We start from the raw sequence: 18,129 nt of genomic DNA, 5'->3' as shown, positions 1-18,129 counted from the left end.
AGAAAAAAAATACAGAGAAGAGGGATTGTTGTATGAAAAAATGGACGAAGCAGTTCGGTATAATGCTCAGTCTGACCGCTGCCTTAACAGTATCCGGAACAGCAGCCGGGGCAGCACCGGACACCTCCGCCCCTTCAAGGATAGCCTCCTATGGCGCGGATTATTTGATCAAAACAGACGGTAGCCTGTGGGTCTGGGGAGGCAACCGGTCCGTCCCTACTCAGGTCGCTGCTTTACAGGAAGTTGAAGCTACCTTCAATTCGCAGGCCGGTTCCTTTGCTGTGAAGAAAGACCGCTCTGTATGGAAGCTGGAGACCTCACCAACCACCCTGGTAACGACAGCGACTCCAGTTAAAGAACCGGGAACGCTGAAGCAGCTTTTCTCCCTCAGCAGCCGAACGGTTGCGGTGTCGGATGATGGTGCGCTGTACAGCTCGATTCGGTCCTATGATGATCAGACTGCCAGGTCCTCCGATTCCGCGTTTACCCGGGACTCCGGGATAGACAATGTGGCTGCTGTAGACGGTTATTATGAGTCCAACAAATCCAAGCAGCACTGGCAGCGCTTCCTTTTCCTGAAGAAAGATGGGACGGTCTGGACGACTTTTGATGATTTTGCCACGTTCACACCGGTTCCAGGGCTTACGGATGTCACTAATCTTCAGCAGAACTATGCGCTGCGAAAAGACGGGACGGTCTGGACTTGGCCGATACAGAACGAATACGAGCCGGAGACTCTCGGTGATCCTTCTGTGGTAACTCCTGCCGCCATGTCCTCCTTGCCTAATATCCGCTCAATCCGCAACAACGGAAATTCCGTGCTGGCTATAGATGGACAGTCAAATTTATGGTTCTGGGGCGCGACCATTACGGGGGTCTCCGACGGAACAACCTATCATCAGCAGGCCGTACCGGTTCGCTTCACAGCGATAAAGAATGTAACCGATGCATATATTGTGGAGCGCTCCATCGTGGCCCTGACTTCAGGGGGAAAAGTGTATGCGGCGTCCATAGATGGTGAATCTATGACTCCAAACGCTGAATTTGGTCTTCTGGCTTCAGACATCACGTCGATTCAGGCCGGTGGACGCCACGTCATTATGCAAAAAACAGACGGCACCCTCTGGGGCTGGGGGATCAACAAAAATGCCCAACTCGGCAATGGAGAGTATGAGTTCAACTATCCCGCACCTGTAGCCATGCAGAAACCGATTGCCATCACTCTGAACGGCGAGAACGTCAGCCTGACGAATGGCGTGATCACCCGTAATGGCCAGAACTTTATCCCGCTGCGTTCCCTGTTCGACAAGCTGGGAGCAACAGTGGCCTATAAAGAGGATATCAAAACTGTACCTGCCGGCAAAGACAAACCCGGCGGCATGATCAGCACGGTGGATAAAAAGGTAACCATTACCCGGAACGCCGCTGACAAGCCGGCGCTGTCCATTACAATCAACACGGTAACCGGGGCAACCACCGTCAACGATAAAAGTGTAACGTTGCCTACACCTCCCTTTATTGTATCAGGCACGGTATACCTGCCTTTGCGGTTTATCAGCGAGCAGCTTGGCGCTTCAGTCAATTGGCTTCCGCAGCAGGAGACTATTGCCATTACTATGAAATAGACAGGAACGGCCGGCCTCCACATCATGTAGAGACCGGCCGTATTTGTGACGTATGTGTAAAGATCGCGCGGAGGCGCGAACAAGATAAATGTATTTCATGCAGCTATCCGATGCTGAAACAGCCAATTTCTTGACTTATTTGTATTTTGTACAGTTATAAATCGGACTTTGCGGATTTACAGCTTCCTGTGGCGTTTTTTATTGTACGGAATACAGCTAACTTCATAATCACCCGCAAAAGTGAGCTTTTAGCTGCACAGAATACAATTATCCCAGAACTCCTGTTATCCAGGTAGTTCGGGCAAGATTTACTTGGCGAACCAAACCACAAACTCACAGCTTGAGCGGCCTTAAGATCAGAGCTTCTCTCCGAACCCGGAAGCTTTGGCCTTTTTGAAGTCCTCCAGACGGCGGCGCAGTCCGGTCAGCCATTCCGGCTCATGCTCCCACTTCTCCGCAGTGGAGTACAGGGTGCGGGCATACCCGTACAAATTGGCAAAACGTCTGCATGCCGCAGAGGAAGGACCACCCGCAGGCAGCGGATACCGGCTGCCATAGCCGTCCATAAAACACTGTTTCTTATGATCCAGCTCCTCGGGCGTAACTGCTTCCTCCAGACTGTCCAGCGTCTGCTCAATATCTACCGCATACCAGTGATACATGGCATCATCGAAATCAATGACGTTGACCGCATCCCCCGCCTCGTCATAAAAGACATTGTCCAGCTCAAAATCATAATGAATCAGTCCATAATTGGCTTCGGTAATCGGCAAGGTATGAAAGTACTCCGCAAGCAGCTCTGTCTCCGCCATCGCCGCCGTCTCTCCGGGGTATCCGCTCAGTACCTGCCGAATCCAATCCAGCACCCCGCTATGTGTCCATCGTGCATTCTGAACAGGACTGTACTCACTGGATAGACGATGAAGCTCGCCCAAGGCTTGACCGTAACGGAATACGGTCTTGTCATCCATAAATACATTATCCATCCGAACTCCGGCCACGCGCTTGAACACCGCCGCATAATAAGCGCCCCAGGGCGTCTGCGCCTCTATTAGCTCGTCCCCTCCCCGGGAAGGCACAGCTTCAAGCACTCCATACCCTCGGTCTCGAAGATAAGCGATAAATTCCAGCTCTGCCAGGAGATTGCTCTTTGACTTCTCCGCCTGCGGGGCGAATCTCAGAAGCTGATTGTTCCCACCACATTCAAACGGATAAATCGCATTGGACGATATCCTATAATACTGAAACAAATGCAGCGACTCCCGGTCAAACTCCCAGTTCCCCAGCAGCATTTCCGCCAAATCCACATTATTGAACAAATATTTTAATTTCAACACGCTCTGCAGCAGCTCCTTATAATTTCAAGTTTCGCTCACCTTTACTGCAGCAGTCGTTCTATTAGCCCGGCGTTTCATGCCGATCACTCCCTTCACTTGCAAACTGAATTCAGTTTACCTGAACCCCCGTGCAGGAGCCATGTAATGAATGAATTTAGACATTCTGTACGCAAAAAAGAGGCGTTCCAGCCAGCCTCAACGGCCAGCAGAACGCCCCTTATTGTATAAAATGAACTTAGAAACTGATTAAAAAGGTAGGAGTGCGCAGGGGAAGTTTGGAACTGTAGGAGCGGTAGCGTCCGCCTTTGTCTCCGTATTTCAACCGAAAAGCGGTTCAAATTAAGAAATATGGAGACAACAGCGGCCGGAAGTCCAAACATTCCCCGGAGTTACGACCATAACCTAAAATATCAAACCTCAAGTTCATTTTATATAAACCTTTTTTTAAGACAACCGGCCGCTGAAATCCTTATATTCAAATTCACGGATTACCTTAAGGCCCTCTTCCTCGTTGTAGGAAGCGATGGACGGGAGGTTCACGCCATTGAACATATGGTTTTTGACCATGGAATAATGCGCCATATCGAGGAAGACCAGCTTGTCGCCGTATTTGAGCGGCTCAGGGAACGAATAATCCCCGATAACATCTCCCGCCAGGCAGGTCATGCCGCCAAGTCTGTACGTGTACGGGTATTCGCCCGGCTCTCCGGCACCGATAATGCCCGGACGGTACGGCATCGCCAGCACATCCGGCATATGGCATTCCGCCGAAGTATCGAGAATGGCGATATCCATTCCATTATGCATCGTGTCCAGCACCGTTGCCACCAGGTATCCTGTATTAAGCGCAACAGCTTCGCCCGGCTCCAGGTAAATCTGAACATTATAGGTTTCCTTCATATGCAGGATACACTTAATCAGTGTCTCCAGGTCATAATCCGGACGGGTAATGTGATGTCCGCCGCCGAAGTTGAGCCATTTCATGCCGTGCAGATATTGCCCAAATTTCTCCTCGACTACCTTGAGCGTACGCTCCAGCGTATCCGAGTTCTGCTCGCACATCGTATGGAAATGCAGCCCGTCGATGCCATCCAGCTCTCCAGGGCGGAAGTTCGGCAGCGTTACTCCCATACGGGAGTAGTTGTAGCATGGATCGTACAGCGGCACTTCAATCTCGGAATACTCCGGGTTGACGCGGATGCCGCAACTGATACGCTTGGGCGCATTCTGCACCCGGTCCTTGAACCGGTTCCACTGGTCAAACGAGTTGAACACAATATGGTCCGTGTAGCCAAGCAGCTCGTCGAACTCGCGGTCTACATAAGCCGGTGCATAGACATGCACCTCTTTGCCCATTTCTTCATAGCCGAGTCTCGCTTCGAACAAGGAGCTGGAGGTTACGCCGTGCAGGTATTTGCCGACCAGCGGGTAGAGCGCGTGCATCGAGAAGCCTTTTTGCGCGAGCAGGATCTTAGCACCGGTACGCTCCTGCACGTAGTTCAACGTTTCCAGGTTCTTCTTAAGCAGCCGTTCATCGACTAGATAAGCGGGCGACGGCAGCGTGCTGATATCGATATCTATTTCCTTCATTGCCTTACGTCCTAGTCAAGAAGCGTTGGCGAGAAATCTTCTTGCCAAGGCAGTCCGTATTTGTTCAGTGCATCCATGAATGGGTCCGGGTCGAACTCTTCAACGTTGTATACGCCCGGCTTCTTCCAGATGCCTTTTATAATCATCATCGCTCCGATCATCGCAGGAACGCCCGTAGTGTAGGAAATGGCCTGGGAGCCAACCTCTTTGTAGCATTCTTCGTGATCGCAGACATTGTAGACATAATATGTTTTTGGCTGACCGTCTTTAGTGCCTTGAATAATGCAGCCGATGTTCGTTTTGCCCTTCGTTCTTGGTCCCAGAGAAGCCGGGTCAGGCAGAATTGCCTTCAGGAACTGCAAAGGAATAATCTCCTTGCCTTCATATACAATCGGCTCAATAGAGGTCATGCCCACATTCTCAAGCACCTTCAGGTGAGTCAGGTAGTTCTGCGAGAAGGTCATCCAGAAGCGGATTTTCTTCACGCCCTTGATGTTCACAGCCAGAGATTCAAGCTCCTCATGGTACAGCAGGTAAATATCCTTCGGGCCGATCTCCGGGAGATCGTAGACTTTCTTCTCAGACAGTGGAGCGGTTTCGATCCATTCGCCATTCTCGAAGTAACGTCCGTTGGCGGTGATTTCACGAATATTGATTTCAGGATTGAAGTTGGTCGCAAACGGATAACCGTGGTCGCCCGCGTTCGCGTCAACAATGTCAATCGTGTGGATTTCGTCAAAATAATGCTTCTGCGCATAAGCCGTGAATACGCCGGTTACACCAGGATCGAATCCGCTGCCGAGCAGCGCGGTAATTCCGGCTTTCTCGAATCTTTCTTTGTAGGCCCATTGCCAGGAGTATTCGAATTTCGCAGTATCCTGCGGTTCGTAGTTGGCGGTATCTACATAGTGCACTCCCGTTGCCAGGCAAGCATCCATAATGGTCAGGTCCTGATATGGGAGAGCGACATTAATCACGACATCCGGCTGGAAGCTCTTGATCAGTTCGATTACCTCTTCAGTGTTGTCTGCATCAAGCTGCGCCGTAGAAATCTTCGTCTGGCCTCCGGCCAATTTATCTTTCAGAGCATCACATTTCGCGAGGGTTCTGCTCGCTATGCAGATCTCTTCAAATACATCCGGGTTCTGGCAGCATTTATGAACTACAACGCTTGCTACACCGCCAGCGCCAATAATTAACGCTTTTCCCAAAATTGATTACCTCCTAAAATTACATATTGAAAAATCAACAACGCTGATTATACATAATGCATAGCAATAAATCAATAAAAAACGACAAAAATTGATACCGAGACTGTAAAATCTTCTACTTTTCACGTTAATACTCTGAAACGCATGGAAATGCACTGAAATACTCCGTTTCCCTTCGGTTTCTTCTTCAAATCCATGATGCTGCACAGCCAAAACTAAAATGACTCTTCGAAGATCAGAGCAACTAGACAATTGTACCACAGTAGCGGCCCACTTCATAATATTATTTGAAAAGCTATGAAATGGCTCACCTCTGCTATTGCTCATACCCCTATCATATGGGGGCCGCACCATTATGCCCCATTAGACTTATTATGTGTAACGCAGCTAATCCAATACCCGGCTTGCCCGGAATAACGGCTTTGTTCCTCCCCAATTGGAATTTCGCCAACTAATAATGTAATCGAAGGCTGACTTGGATAGCATGTTGGAATTTCTCCACCTAGAGGTGTGGTGGAACATTAACTCGGGTCGCATGTTGGAATTTCTCCACCTAATTTCGGCGATTTTTGATCATTTCTACGTTATCTGCTTGATTAATCGTACTAATTCCACCTAAATCTAGAAAAATCGCCAAATCCCTCTGATTAAGTGACCTTTTTCCACTTATCTTCACGGAAAGATTAACTAAACGCCCTTACCATGAAGCCCCCTCACCGTCCGCAACTTAGCCACCCCCAAAGTACAACAGCCTCCACTCCCCTATAACAATAGAGAAATGAAGGCTGTTCATTGTGCAGACTTGATAAAAAGTCCACGCAGTGTGTAATCCGCTGTTATTGCCCAAATCCGACCCGGGGACGTTCACGCGGTTTCGTCTCCACGGCTACCGCCCGGATGGAGGTGATGGGAATGTACAGCAATTGATATTCCGTGCGATACTTCACAAACCGTTCGTCAAGCTCCTCTAGTACACCACCTACGACATTCGAGCCGTCCAGAAAATGAATTGTTACCTCTTGCCCAAGCAAAGCTGTCAGCATTTGAATCCGCTCCCCCGCTTAAAGTTTGGTAATCACTTTGTCGATAATACCGTATTCCAGCGCCTCCTGGGCCGACATGAAATAATCCCGGTCCATATCCTTCGCCACCTTGTCAGCCGGCTGTCCGGTGCGCTCCGCGCTGATCTGCACAACCTTTTCCCTGATCTGCAGGATACGTCTCGCGCTGATCGCTATGTCGCTGGCCTGGCCCTGTGCCCCGCCATGCGGCTGATGAATCATAATTTCGCTGTTCGGGAGCGCATAACGTTTGCCTGTAGCCCCGGCCAGCAGCAGCAGTGAGGCGAAAGAAGCTGCAAACCCTGTACAAATCGTACTGACCTGCGGCTTGATTACCTGCATCGTATCATAAATGCCGAAGCCTGCGGTAGTCGAGCCTCCCGGGCTGTTGATGAACATCTGGATATCCTTGTCCGGGTCATCTGCCGCCAGGAACAGCAACTGGGCAATGATGCTGTTCGCCAGCTGATCATCAATCGCCGCACCCACAAATACAATCCGGTCCTTCAGCAGCCGGGAATAAATATCGTAAGAACGCTCGCCTCTGCCGGTTTGTTCAATAACATAAGGAACTATGCTCATATTCATGCCTCCTAGTGAGTTGCATTTGTTTTTTTATACTCTGTAAACGGAGGAAGAGCTGCGAAGGATACGAAGGCCGAAGGATCACAATTGCTGGGGCTGCACCGTATCTTTTACATTGAGCTGATCGTTTATATAATAGAGGCAACAGAAAACTCAGCATAAACAAAAAGGAGATGATCGCAAGTGTCGATCCTTGAACCATACAGCACCGTGAGCCTGATAGACGAGAGCAGCCTATCGCCGCTTCGTGAAGCCCTGCAACGGTATTGCCTGTCGTTGACCCGCTCCCGGGCGGACGCAGAGGATTTGGCCCAGGACACCTGGACCAAAGCGCTTGCTTACGGGAAATTCGCGGCTGCCCCGAATCCCGAAGCGCTGCTGCTGCGGATTGCCAAGAACACCTGGATTGACGGTGTGCGGCGCAAAGCGTCCCTGGGACGCGTGCTGGAGCGCTCATTAGCTTCTTCCAGTCCCGATTCCGGGCAGACACCTGAGAACAGCCTTACCGAAATCGAGCTTGCGTTCCAGGCTCTGATCCGGCATCTATCGCCGCTGCAAAGAACCGTGTTCCTGATGCGTGATGTGCTCGGTTATCCGGCAAGCGAAGCAGCGGAGATTCTCGATACCACTGAAGGAGCGGTCAAAGCTGCGCTGCACCGGGCTCGGTATGCTCTGGAAGCGGTCCGCCGGGAGCTGACAGACCACGAAGGCCCCGCGCTGCCACAGGACATGGATTTCAGAATTCTGCTGCGCGCACTTGCCGCTTCCTATGAGAAAGGCCAGCTTCCCGTCATGCTGGAGCTGCTCCGCCAGGAGACAGCGGCAGAAGTGACGATGGCGGTAAGCAGTACCACCGTGCAGGGACATTTTGGCGGAATCAGCACCATCGCTAACCCGGCTACCGGAACTATGACACAGCTAAGAATGGCGGCATAATGAGGCAGGCTAACCTAATTTTGAGGAGTGTATACGATGAGGAACATACTTGTACTCGGGGGAACCCGTTTTTTTGGCAAAAGATTGGTTGAACGGCTGCTGCAGGACGCAGACACCAAGGTAACTCTTCTTACGCGGGGATTCGCGGAGGACAGCTTTGGCGGTAATGTCCGGCGGCTGAACGCGGACCGGACAGATTCCGAAGCGCTTGCTGAAGCGGTGGGAGCTGCTGTATGGGATGTGGTCTATGACAACATCTGCTATTCGCCGGATGAGGCGGCTGCGGCCAGCCGGATATTCGCGGGCACGGCTAAGCGATATATTCTAACCTCCAGCCTGTCTGTGTATGACCCAAGGCCGGACATTCTGCTTGAGGCTGATTTTGATCCGTTATCCTATCCGCTGCAATTCGGGGCGAGGGAGGATTTCAGTTACCAGGAGGGCAAAAGATTGGCCGAGACGGTTCTTTTGACACAATCGGCTTTTCCAGCCGCTGCGGTCCGGTTTCCGATTGTGCTCGGAACGGATGATTACACGAAGCGGCTGCATTTTCACCTTGAGCATGTCCGCGCGGGCAGACCTGTCGGGATACCGAATCCGGGTGCGGTTATCTCGTTTATCCGCTCCGATGAAGCCGCAGATTTCCTGTACTGGCTGGGGTTCTCACAGCTGACGGGACCCGTGAACGCATGCTCGGACGGCACGCTGGCGATTGGGGAGATCATTTCTGTGATTGAGCAAGAGACAGGCCGACAGGCAGTTGTCGTGAAGGAAACTGCCAGTGCGGATATGTCCCCGTTTGGAATCGAAGAGTCCTGGCATATGGATACAGCAAAAGCCCGCGGGGCGGGCTTTCACTTCCTGAAGCTGGCGGAATGGTTCCCGGAGCTGGTCGCAGCGCTGAATCATTCACTCTCCGGCCGCGGGTAGCTTGCCCGTTGCTTCGGCATCTGACCAGCTAAGAATGGCGGCATAATGAGGCGCAGCAGGGGCAGTCGCCCCCTTGCTGGAATCATTCATTCATCACTTGGTTACAAGCCAAAACAGCCTTGGTCCGATGGAATCCATGACCAAGGCTGTTTATTTGGGTATAAGTCCAGAGAATTAAATAGCTGCGGTTTCCCGCTTCAGCCACTCCAGGTCTCCAGCACTCAGCATGCCGGTGCCGCTCAGGCGGTCATATACTTCCTGGTGGTACAGGTTAAGCCAGCTGCGCTCCGAATCAGTTAGCAGGGAGGGAAGAATCGCTTCCCGGTCAATCGGCAGATAGCAAAGCTCCTCGAACCGGAAGAAGGTGCCGAACTCGGTAGTTTCATCCTCCACCACCAGCAGGGTATTTTCCGTCCGGATACCGTGGCGGCCTTCCTTGTAGACACCGGGCTCCACAGTAATGAGCATCCCTTTTTCCAGGACTGCCGTATTGGGCTTATGGCTGAACCGCTGCGGCTCTTCATGGACATTGGAGAAATAGCCTACGCCATGTCCGGTGCCGCATTTGTAATCCAGTCCGTTATCCCACAAGGGCTTTCGGGCGAGAATATCCAGGCTGGAGCCGGTGGAGCCGTACAGGAACCGGGCTGTAGACAAGGCAATGACGGATTTCAGAACTAAGGTAAAGTCCTTTTTCTGCTCATCCGTGAGCGGTCCAAGCGCAAGGGTCCGGGTAATATCCGTTGTGCCATTATGGAAGTGGCAGCCGGAATCCAGAAGGAAGAAGCCTTCCGGCTGCAGGGTATATTGGCCTTCGGGTACCGGCTTGTAGTGCATCATCGCTGCATGGTCCCCGTAGGCAGAAATGGCCGCAAAACTAAACTCCTGGAATAAAGGAAGCTCCTGGCGGAATTCCAGGCTCTTGTCCACAACATCCAGCTCGGTAATGCCTCCCTGGGCCACGTTCTCCTTGATCCACTTGAACAGGCGGACCAAAGAGGTGCAGTCCTTGAGATAAGCGTCCCGGATATGGCCGGTTTCCGTATCATTCTTGACGGCCTTGAGCGGCGTAACCAGGCTGGGCGCTTCAATCACCCGGATAGCTTCAGGAATGGAGGTGCGGAGCCGGACGCCCGTTTTCGCAGGATCAAGAATGAGGGCCGCCGGAGCCTCCAATCCGTACAAATAGCCGTACACGTCTTCATAAGCCTGCACGCGGATTCCGTCATCTGCCAGGGCACGGACCGTTTCCTCCGGCACCTTGCGGAGATCGGTGAACAGGCATGCGGAATCCGGTCCCACAACTGCATATGAGGTTACATAAGGATTGTAGAGAATATCCCGGCCCCGTATATTCAAGAGCCAGCAAATCTCGTCCAGCACCGGCAGGAGGTAATAATCCGCTCCATGACTTTTCATGGCCGTGCGGATCAGAGTCAGCTTCTCTGCTCTGCTTTTGCCCGCCAGTTCTTCAGCATGAAGAAAAATGCTTTCCCCTGGAATCTCCGGACGATCCTGCCATACGGCACCAATCGGGTCTTTGTCCGTGAGGAATACAATATTTTTGCCTTCGGTGGCCTTGGACAAGGTCTCCATAGTCCGTATGGACACGGTTCTGCCATCCACTGCCAAGCGGCTGCCGGAGGGGAGATTTTCTTTCAGCCATTCCTCTATAGCAGGCACGCCGGGCTCACCCATTTTGAACAGCGTAATCCCGGAGCCTTCCAGTTCCTGTGCCGCCTGAATGAAGTAACGCCCGTCCGTCCATAGGCCGGCGCTCTCCTTGAGAATAACCGCCGTTCCCGCCGATCCGGTAAATCCGCTTATCCACTCTCTGCTCTTCCAATGCTCTCCTACATACTCGCTCATATGGGCGTCGCTGCTGGGAACGTAGCATCCATCAATGTTTTCTTTGTCCATCCACTGCCGCAGCAAAGACAGCTTTTCTCGGGTTTCCATGTGTAACGTCTCCTTGAGGTAAAATGTGGAATCTATTATTTCGACTTTCCCCAGTGTACGTCCGTTAGTGCAGATAAATCAAGGATAAATATACCAGTTCCTTCCAAAGAAATCCGATCATGAAACTGATTGTGAATACAGCAAAAGCCCGCAGGGCGGGCTTTTACTTCCTTCACTCTCCGACCGCAAGCAGCTTGCCTGTAGCTTCGGCATCTTCATGGGCGGGTTCATCCATGATCAGCAGCAGACCAGCCGGGGTATCCGGCGCGGTTTGCTCTTCGATTTTGAACACATTGATTTCCTTGAACAGCTGCTGCGATATTTCATTGATCTCTACCGCCTGCCGGGCGATATCGCTGATTGCCTGATCCTGCTGGGTGCTGGAAGCATTGACCTCCTGCACGCCCGCTGCAGTCTGCTCGGCTACAGAAGCGACTGAATGTACGGATTCAGCAAGCCGGGAGTTGATCTTCCGGGTTTGCTCCACCTTTTGATGAATTTGTCCAATCTGGCGGCTGATTCCGGTAATTGATTCGTCAATGGCCCCGAAGGAAGCCAGGGTTTCTGCTACCTGATGATCCTGGTCCTCCAGGCTTTTTTTGGTTTCCAGCATGTATTGCTGGAAATCCGCCATGCTATCCTGCAGCTCACTGATAATCCGGCTGATATGTATGGATGAATCGTTCGTCTGTACGGATAAATGCCGAACCTCATCGGCGATCACGGCAAAACCCTTGCCTGAAGCGCCGGCCCGTGCTGCTTCAATGGCAGCATTCAGGGACAGGATATTTGTCTGCTTGGAAATCTCCGTAATGGAATTGGTAATGCGCGAAATATCTCCTGACTGCTGGACCAGCTTCTCTAGCGCATCATAGACCTTGTTAATGGAAGTTCGGGAATGCATTGAAATCTCCCGCAGCGCAGTGACCGTCTCGGAGCCCTTGCGTGTATTCCGGTTAGCCGTTTCGCTGGTCGTGAGCATCACATCGGTATGATCGGTAATTTCATGAACCTCGCGTTCCAGCTCCTGCAGCAGCACCGAGCTTTGTTCAGACTGCACCGCCTGCTGTCCGGCCCCCACGGAGATTTCCTGTATCGTGCGGAGAATCTCCTGATTGGCGTGGGCGGTGATTGCAGAGGACTGCTGGAAGGAATGGGAATAATCCGCAAGCGATGAAGCCGCAGACAAGGTCTGCCGCAGCATATCGCGGACCCGGCTCACCATATGATCGAAATGGTGGCTGAGCCGTCCAAGCTCATCATTGTAGGGGGAGTTGATCTGCTGCCGCAGATCCCCTTCGGAGATCTCCTTGAGAGCCGCCTGCAGCTTGCCGACCGGCGTCATGAAAGAGCGGATCAGCATCCAGCCGAGCAGCAAGGTGAACAGGAATACGCCCACTGCCGCATAAACAACGATGGATACCGTATGGTCCAGCATAAGAAAAGAATAACTTTGCGCCTTCTCGGCATTATCGGCAGCCGCCTTATACAGCTCGCCATTCGTCTTCAGCATGGATTGGCTGAGTGCCAATGCCTTCGTATGTAAGTCATCAATTTTTTCCAGCACAGTCAATGGATCGAGGCTGGCATCTCCCATTGTTGCAACCAGTTCGTCAAAGATCCCTTTATATTCTCCGGTTTGGGTCCGCAATTGTTGAAGCACCTTGAAGGCAGGCGTGTCTGCCTCAAAATTCACTTTCGCCAGTTCAGAGGCAAGCTGCTGCTGCTTGTCCTTAAATTGCCCGGCCAGTTCCACATCACTCGACTCGGCAAGCGCACTTTCCGCCCGGTTCATCTCCTGCAGCAACTGGGTGATCGTTGAGACGGTGATTCTTTTTTCCATCTCCGTTTTTTGCTTTTCCATGGAACGCTCTACGTCGCTGATCTTATTCCCCTGGTACAGTGCCACCCCCAGAAAAATAAGCGTAATGGCGGAAAAACTTAGAATCAGCTTCCATTTCATAGAAAAGTGCAGCGGGTTTCCCTTCAAACGAATCATCCCTTCATCTCAAACTTCGTATTACAATAGGTATATTTTACTAACACACTCATTGTAGAAGCTGGATATTAACGAAACTCCTAGCTTTTGTATGCAGATCGTAAAGAATCTGTTGCGAAAATGTTAACAAAAAAGGTAAAGTCCTATCCACCGGGCATGGCGAATAGGACTAGATTGCTATCATAATTATTCTTCTATGAAATTTCATCGTCTGAAGTACCGCAAAAGAGCGGCATGGATGTCTGCTATGCGTTTTCCGCCGTGCTTTCTTCCATGTACACAATCTCCCACAGATGGCCGTCGATGTCCTGGAAGCTCCAGCTGTACATAAAGCCGTGGTCTACCGGGTCATTATACTTCTTGCCACCGGCGTCCAGCGCCTTGTGAACCAGCTCGTCCACCTCAGCTCTGCTCGTTGCAGAGAAAGCCAGAATCACTTCGGTGTGGCCGGAGGTGTCGGTGATTTCCTTGGATACAAAGGTCTTAAAGTATTCGTTCTTCAGCAGCATGGCAAAAGTGTTCTCATTAATAATCATGCATGTGGCTTTCTCATCGGTATACTGCGGGTTGAACTCGAAACCGAGTGCGGTAAAAAAGTTAATCGACGCCTGCAGATCGCTTACCGGCAAATTGACAAACAACTGACGAGCCTGAAATCCCATTTTCTGATCACCTCTGCATGTATTTTGAGTGTTGCCACTTGATTATAGCGTATATCCGCTAAAGTTGATAACAGCCGGATTCGGGTGTATTATTTTTTCACAACAAGAATTACAATTGGCTTGAGCATTATTCAATCTCTTCTAACACGCGGCCTGTATGCTGGAGATAAATAAGACGGGAGGGTGAAAGGAATGCCGAACATTTGGATGCATCTTGAATACGGACAACAGCTCGCGGAGGAGTTCAGAGAGGAGTTTCCTTTTCTGGCGGATATGAGGGATCGTCCCGAGCTGTATCAGCTTGGCTGCCAAGGACCGGATTTTCTGCTGTATCACAGCTTTCTTCCCTGGAAAAAGGATACCCCTGCGCTCCGGCTAGGCGACCTCATGCACACGGAGAATTGCGGGCCGGTATTAATAGAATTCTGGCAGCGGACCCTTTCGCTTCCCCCTGCCGAGATGAAGGAAGCGCAGCAGTATTTCCTCGGGTTCCTTACCCATCATCTGCTGGACCGGAATCTTCATCCTTATATTAATTGGAAGGCGGGCTACAAGCACCGGGATCACCAGCGCTTTGAGATTGTCCTCGACACCCTGTTCATGAAGCGGCTGAAGCAGCTGGATACCTGGCGAAACGCCTCCTGGAAAAAAATCAACGTCGGCTCCCAGATGCCCTTCTCTATTCATACGATTCTCCACGAAACCGCCGCTGCCTGGTACCCGGAAGCCAAACGGCTCCCGGTGGAAATCTGGCAGGAGGCTTATCTGGATATGCTGCTGGCTCATAAATGCCTGTTCGATCCAAAGGGCTGGAAGAAGGCGCTGCTATGGGGCAAAGCCCGCCGCCTGTTCTCTGCACAACCATCCCCTGCCGAGGAACGGCTTGATTATTTGAACGAAAAGCATGGCGAGTGGCGGCATTCCGCACTCTACTCCGAAGTGCGGACCGAAAGCGTCTGGGACCTGTGGGAGGAGGCGCTTTCGGAAGGCCGGACGGTGCTGCGGGCGCTCTCCGCATGGGTGAACAGCACCGTGCCAGGGGAGGCTGCACGGGCACTGGAGCATTTCAAGCATGTGCTGGGCGACCGTTCCTACGATACAGGCAAGGAATGCAGCAGCAAGCTGAAGAATTTGTATGCCGAGCCGATCTGGGAAGCAGGCATCATTTCCTGACCGCACCGGATACTGCTGCCGCTTGAAGGCTGATCCGAAACAGATCTCCGCAGGGAGGTCTGTTTTTGTGTTGCCCTTCTTTACAGCACAAACACCCGCCGCTTGCATAGCGGCAGGTGTCACATTCGAATTTCGCGGGCTTTCGGATTAAGCCTCTGTATATAGGTTATGCTTCTGCCGTCCCATGCACCGGAAGCGAAGACGGGATAGGCGGCTCTTCACTGTGCAGCACATCCTGTTTGCCGCGGTTTACGTCGAGCTTAAGTACAATTGCAATTCCAAGTCCGAAGAACAGCAGCAGGGAGAGAATGCCCAGTCTCGGATTCCCGGTGAGCTGGCCGACCAGGCCAAAGACAAACGGGCCGAAGATGGAAGAGAACTTGCTTGTGATATTCACAAAGCCAAACAACTCCCCTGTCCGCTTAGGCGGCATCAAGTCGCTGAGCAAGGAACGCGAAATGGATTGGCTGCCTCCCTGCACCAGTCCTACCATGATCGCCAGAATGTAGAAATGCGTGGCACTCGTCATACCAAAACCGAGAAGCACAATCAGCAAATAAACGAACAGCGAGATGAGCAGCGTCTTTTTGGCACCGAAGCGCTCTGCCGTTTTGCCCAGCAGAATGGTGCTTGGAAAACCGACAAACTGTGTAATCAGCAGAGCCAGAATCAGATCGCTTGAACCGATCCCCAGCGTCGTCCCATAGATGGTAGCCATTAATATGATCGTGTTGATCCCGTCATTGTAGAACCAGAAGGCAGCAATCAGCCGGACTAGCTCAGGGTAGCGTTTGATATCACGGTATGATCCGATGATTCTCCGCCCTGCCGCACGCACATATCCTCCTGCACTTAAGCCGGTCAACTGCCGGGGGAGATTAGGCACACGGCGGATAACCGGAATGGAGAAAATCAGCCACCACAGCCCTACGGATACGAACGAAGCCCGTGTTCCCATCAGCGTGTCCTTCATGCCAAACAATTGCGGCTGCTGGATCATCAGCAGATTGACCGCCAGCAGCACACCTCCGCCGATATAGCCGAGGGCATAACCTTTTGCCGAGACATCATCCCTTTTACCGGAGGGAACCAGGTCAGGCAGCATGGAATCATAGAAGGTCAGACTCCCGGCGAACCCTAGTGTGGACAGGACGAGCAGTGTGGAAGCGAGCAGCCAATCCCCTTCGCCGACCAGGGCAAAACCCGTAGTAGAAACGATGCCAAGCAGTGCAAATACAGTCAAAAAGCTTGTTTTGCGGCCCGAAACATCGGAAATAGCACCGAGCAGCGGTGACACCAGCGCAACCAGTGCCATGCCGACAGCATGCGTGTAAGCCAGATAGGAAGCGGCTGTATTTTCGCCAAGTCCCTTCGCCGCCACCGAGCTGTAAAAAATCGGCAGCACTGCTGCCAATACCGTGGTCGCATAGGCTGAATTCGCCCAGTCATACATGAGCCATGCGCGTACCGCAGATTTATTCATCCTGATCATTTCCCTCTCGTAAACCAATTTTCCAAGCCATGCAAGCTTGTATTCGTCAGCATCGATTATACACAGAAAATGTCAGCATGGTATTCAGCCCATGTTCGGGGAGTATTAATTTACAGGAAACGGAAAAGTCAAATGATTCCTGTATGCTCCACAACCACACATGCCCCGCCTGCGGGTGCATTGCTTAGCTGAATGGAACCGCCCAGCTTCGCTGCGAGCTGTCCCGCAATATAAAGGCCAAGCCCGGAATGTCCGTCCCTGCTGCCCCTTGCGTCATCCCCCCGGTAAAATTTCTGCATAGCCTTCTCCAGATCTCTGCGGCTGAACCCGGGACCGCTATCCCTGATCTCGTAGAATATACGGTCCCCTTCTGTCTTAACCGACACTGAAATTACGCCGCCGTCCGGCGTATATTCCAGACTGTTCATCACCACATTATCGAGAATGCGCTCCAGCAAATCCGCATCGGTGCATATCGAAATCCCCGCCGCAGCCTCCATCTTCAAAAGCATTTCAATACTCTTCCGTCCGGCCTCCAGCTCGTAGACCTTCATCTTCCGCTCCAGAAAAGGCGCGAGCTCAAAGGTCTGCGAATGGAGCACGGAATCCGTCCGCTCCAGATCCGAGGTATACTGCATCTGCCGCACCAGCTCGCTGCTCTTGTCCGCATTCTCCCGGATCACGCCGAGATAACGCTGCTGCTTCTCATCCCCCGCCCCGGAATCAATCAATGCTTCGGTGTAGCCGCTGATGATGGACAGCGGAGCCTTCAGATCATGCGCCAGCGCTTCGACCATTTCCACACGCTCCTGCTCCATCCGCCATTGCGCCGAGAGCGATTGCTGAAGCTCAGCCTTCATTTCTTCAAAAGCGCCGCACAGCCGCCCCAGCTCATTGTCCGAATGATAGCCGATTTCGAAATCGAGATCCTTCTCTTTGATCTTCCGCGCAGCCTCCATCAGCAGCCGCAGCGGCTTGTTGATGTTATTCGTAAATAACCGCGAGAAGAGCAGGGTGAACAGGATAATATAAATGAACGGCGATAGCAGGGCAGTGATAAAAATGACCGTCAGCCACCAGTTGCCGGATTTATGCACGTATGTAGGCTGCAGCACATAGGACATCATCACCGCTCCTTTGATCACACCGCCCGATTCAATAATGGGTACCGTCACCACATACCTGCCCTGCATCCTGCTGGTTTCGTTAAAGAGCTTGTACAGCGCCTCGCTATCCGGAACCTTTACATCCTCAAGTGTGCCGTATAGTTTACGGGCATCTCCGTCCACCACTTGATAGTAGATCCCTTCACCCGGTATCACCGCTTCCAGCGCCTGTCTGGCAGAAGGGTCAAGCAGAGCGGATTTCTCCTGCTTGATATAGCTTTCGATAGCAGGCAACCGCTTCTCATAGTGATTTCCGGGATACACCAGCTTGTTCTCTACCCGCATATAGAGCATTATGACCAGCGCGTAGGTGATCACCGTCGCCACCACACTGCACAGAATAATAAAGGTAAAAGTCAGTTGAAACTGCGTTTTAAGCGGTTTTCTGTTCATGCGGCAGCTC

At 51.9% G+C, this 18,129-nt stretch carries 14 protein-coding genes; 4 read left to right on the top strand and 10 right to left on the bottom strand.

What is annotated here, in order from left to right; genetic code table 11:
- The first annotated feature begins 32 nt into the window (after positions 1-32).
- The gene (locus tag AC0LWN_RS05970; RefSeq protein WP_474663678.1) at positions 33-1,625 is read left to right on the top strand and encodes a stalk domain-containing protein; all 1,593 of its coding nucleotides are present in this window, start codon (positions 33-35) and stop codon (positions 1,623-1,625) included.
- Between the two features lie 356 nt (positions 1,626-1,981).
- On the opposite strand, the gene AC0LWN_RS05965 is transcribed toward AC0LWN_RS05970, so the two are convergent.
- The 5 genes from AC0LWN_RS05965 to clpP all read right to left on the bottom strand — a co-directional run bounded on the left by AC0LWN_RS05965 (position 1,982) and on the right by clpP (position 7,406).
- Positions 1,982-2,962 carry a phosphotransferase enzyme family protein gene (locus AC0LWN_RS05965; RefSeq protein WP_474663677.1) on the bottom strand — a complete coding sequence of 327 codons (981 nt, stop codon included), beginning with the start codon at positions 2,960-2,962 and terminating at the stop codon, positions 1,982-1,984.
- 444 nt (positions 2,963-3,406) lie between these two features.
- Positions 3,407-4,543, bottom strand: a complete 1,137-nt coding sequence (gene nspC / locus AC0LWN_RS05960; RefSeq protein ID WP_474664134.1) for a carboxynorspermidine decarboxylase — start codon at positions 4,541-4,543, stop codon at positions 3,407-3,409.
- Between the two features lie 20 nt (positions 4,544-4,563).
- Complete coding sequence (locus AC0LWN_RS05955) at positions 4,564-5,763, bottom strand: saccharopine dehydrogenase family protein (protein ID WP_474663676.1); 1,200 nt, start codon at positions 5,761-5,763, stop codon at positions 4,564-4,566.
- An 836-nt stretch (positions 5,764-6,599) separates the two neighbouring features.
- Complete coding sequence (locus AC0LWN_RS05950) at positions 6,600-6,806, bottom strand: hypothetical protein (RefSeq protein ID WP_458963092.1); 207 nt, start codon at positions 6,804-6,806, stop codon at positions 6,600-6,602.
- Between the two features lie 18 nt (positions 6,807-6,824).
- Entirely contained in the window at positions 6,825-7,406 is a 582-nt protein-coding gene (clpP, locus tag AC0LWN_RS05945) for an ATP-dependent Clp endopeptidase proteolytic subunit ClpP (protein WP_474663675.1), read from the bottom strand.
- A gap of 186 nt (positions 7,407-7,592) precedes the next feature.
- Here clpP and AC0LWN_RS05940 point away from each other — a divergent pair, with 186 nt between their 5' ends.
- Complete coding sequence (locus tag AC0LWN_RS05940) at positions 7,593-8,345, top strand: RNA polymerase sigma factor (RefSeq protein WP_474663674.1); 753 nt, start codon at positions 7,593-7,595, stop codon at positions 8,343-8,345.
- 36 nt (positions 8,346-8,381) lie between these two features.
- Positions 8,382-9,275 carry an NAD-dependent epimerase/dehydratase family protein gene (locus AC0LWN_RS05935; protein WP_474663673.1) on the top strand — a complete coding sequence of 298 codons (894 nt, stop codon included), beginning with the start codon at positions 8,382-8,384 and terminating at the stop codon, positions 9,273-9,275.
- Between the two features lie 174 nt (positions 9,276-9,449).
- On the opposite strand, the gene AC0LWN_RS05930 is transcribed toward AC0LWN_RS05935, so the two are convergent.
- The 3 genes from AC0LWN_RS05930 to AC0LWN_RS05920 all read right to left on the bottom strand — a co-directional run bounded on the left by AC0LWN_RS05930 (position 9,450) and on the right by AC0LWN_RS05920 (position 13,895).
- Positions 9,450-11,234, bottom strand: a complete 1,785-nt coding sequence (locus tag AC0LWN_RS05930) for an aminopeptidase P family protein (protein WP_474663672.1) — start codon at positions 11,232-11,234, stop codon at positions 9,450-9,452.
- Between the two features lie 172 nt (positions 11,235-11,406).
- On the bottom strand, positions 11,407-13,233 hold the full coding sequence (locus tag AC0LWN_RS05925) for a methyl-accepting chemotaxis protein (RefSeq protein WP_474663671.1): 1,827 nt from the start codon (positions 13,231-13,233) through the stop codon (positions 11,407-11,409).
- A gap of 245 nt (positions 13,234-13,478) precedes the next feature.
- Positions 13,479-13,895 carry a VOC family protein gene (locus AC0LWN_RS05920; protein ID WP_474663670.1) on the bottom strand — a complete coding sequence of 139 codons (417 nt, stop codon included), beginning with the start codon at positions 13,893-13,895 and terminating at the stop codon, positions 13,479-13,481.
- 192 nt (positions 13,896-14,087) lie between these two features.
- Here AC0LWN_RS05920 and AC0LWN_RS05915 point away from each other — a divergent pair, with 192 nt between their 5' ends.
- Positions 14,088-15,068, top strand: a complete 981-nt coding sequence (locus AC0LWN_RS05915; RefSeq protein WP_474663669.1) for a zinc dependent phospholipase C family protein — start codon at positions 14,088-14,090, stop codon at positions 15,066-15,068.
- Positions 15,069-15,234: 166 nt separating this feature from the next.
- Here the strand turns inward: AC0LWN_RS05915 and AC0LWN_RS05910 are convergent, their stop codons facing one another.
- Both AC0LWN_RS05910 and AC0LWN_RS05905 read right to left on the bottom strand, forming a co-directional pair.
- On the bottom strand, positions 15,235-16,551 hold the full coding sequence (locus tag AC0LWN_RS05910) for an MFS transporter (RefSeq protein ID WP_474663668.1): 1,317 nt from the start codon (positions 16,549-16,551) through the stop codon (positions 15,235-15,237).
- A 137-nt stretch (positions 16,552-16,688) separates the two neighbouring features.
- Positions 16,689-18,119: a sensor histidine kinase gene (locus AC0LWN_RS05905; RefSeq protein WP_474663667.1), complete on the bottom strand. Its 1,431-nt coding sequence runs from the start codon at positions 18,117-18,119 to the stop codon at positions 16,689-16,691.
- Between the last annotated feature and the right edge of the window lie 10 nt (positions 18,120-18,129).

Source organism: Paenibacillus sp. sgz302115, assembly GCF_056120445.1.
The sequence above is the reverse complement of the archived record's forward strand: the minus strand, read 5'-3'. Positions and strand labels throughout refer to the sequence as shown.

Coding starts and splice junctions, on each gene's coding strand:
- AC0LWN_RS05970 (WP_474663678.1), top strand. CDS start 33: ATGAAAAAATGGACGAAGCAGTTCGGTATAATGCTCAGTCTGACCGCT.
- AC0LWN_RS05950 (WP_458963092.1), bottom strand. CDS start 6,806: ATGCTGACAGCTTTGCTTGGGCAAGAGGTAACAATTCATTTTCTGGAC.
- clpP (WP_474663675.1), bottom strand. CDS start 7,406: ATGAGCATAGTTCCTTATGTTATTGAACAAACCGGCAGAGGCGAGCGT.
- AC0LWN_RS05935 (WP_474663673.1), top strand. CDS start 8,382: ATGAGGAACATACTTGTACTCGGGGGAACCCGTTTTTTTGGCAAAAGA.
- AC0LWN_RS05930 (WP_474663672.1), bottom strand. CDS start 11,234: ATGGAAACCCGAGAAAAGCTGTCTTTGCTGCGGCAGTGGATGGACAAA.
- AC0LWN_RS05925 (WP_474663671.1), bottom strand. CDS start 13,233: ATGATTCGTTTGAAGGGAAACCCGCTGCACTTTTCTATGAAATGGAAG.
- AC0LWN_RS05920 (WP_474663670.1), bottom strand. CDS start 13,895: ATGGGATTTCAGGCTCGTCAGTTGTTTGTCAATTTGCCGGTAAGCGAT.
- AC0LWN_RS05915 (WP_474663669.1), top strand. CDS start 14,088: ATGCCGAACATTTGGATGCATCTTGAATACGGACAACAGCTCGCGGAG.
- AC0LWN_RS05910 (WP_474663668.1), bottom strand. CDS start 16,551: ATGAATAAATCTGCGGTACGCGCATGGCTCATGTATGACTGGGCGAAT.
- AC0LWN_RS05905 (WP_474663667.1), bottom strand. CDS start 18,119: ATGAACAGAAAACCGCTTAAAACGCAGTTTCAACTGACTTTTACCTTT.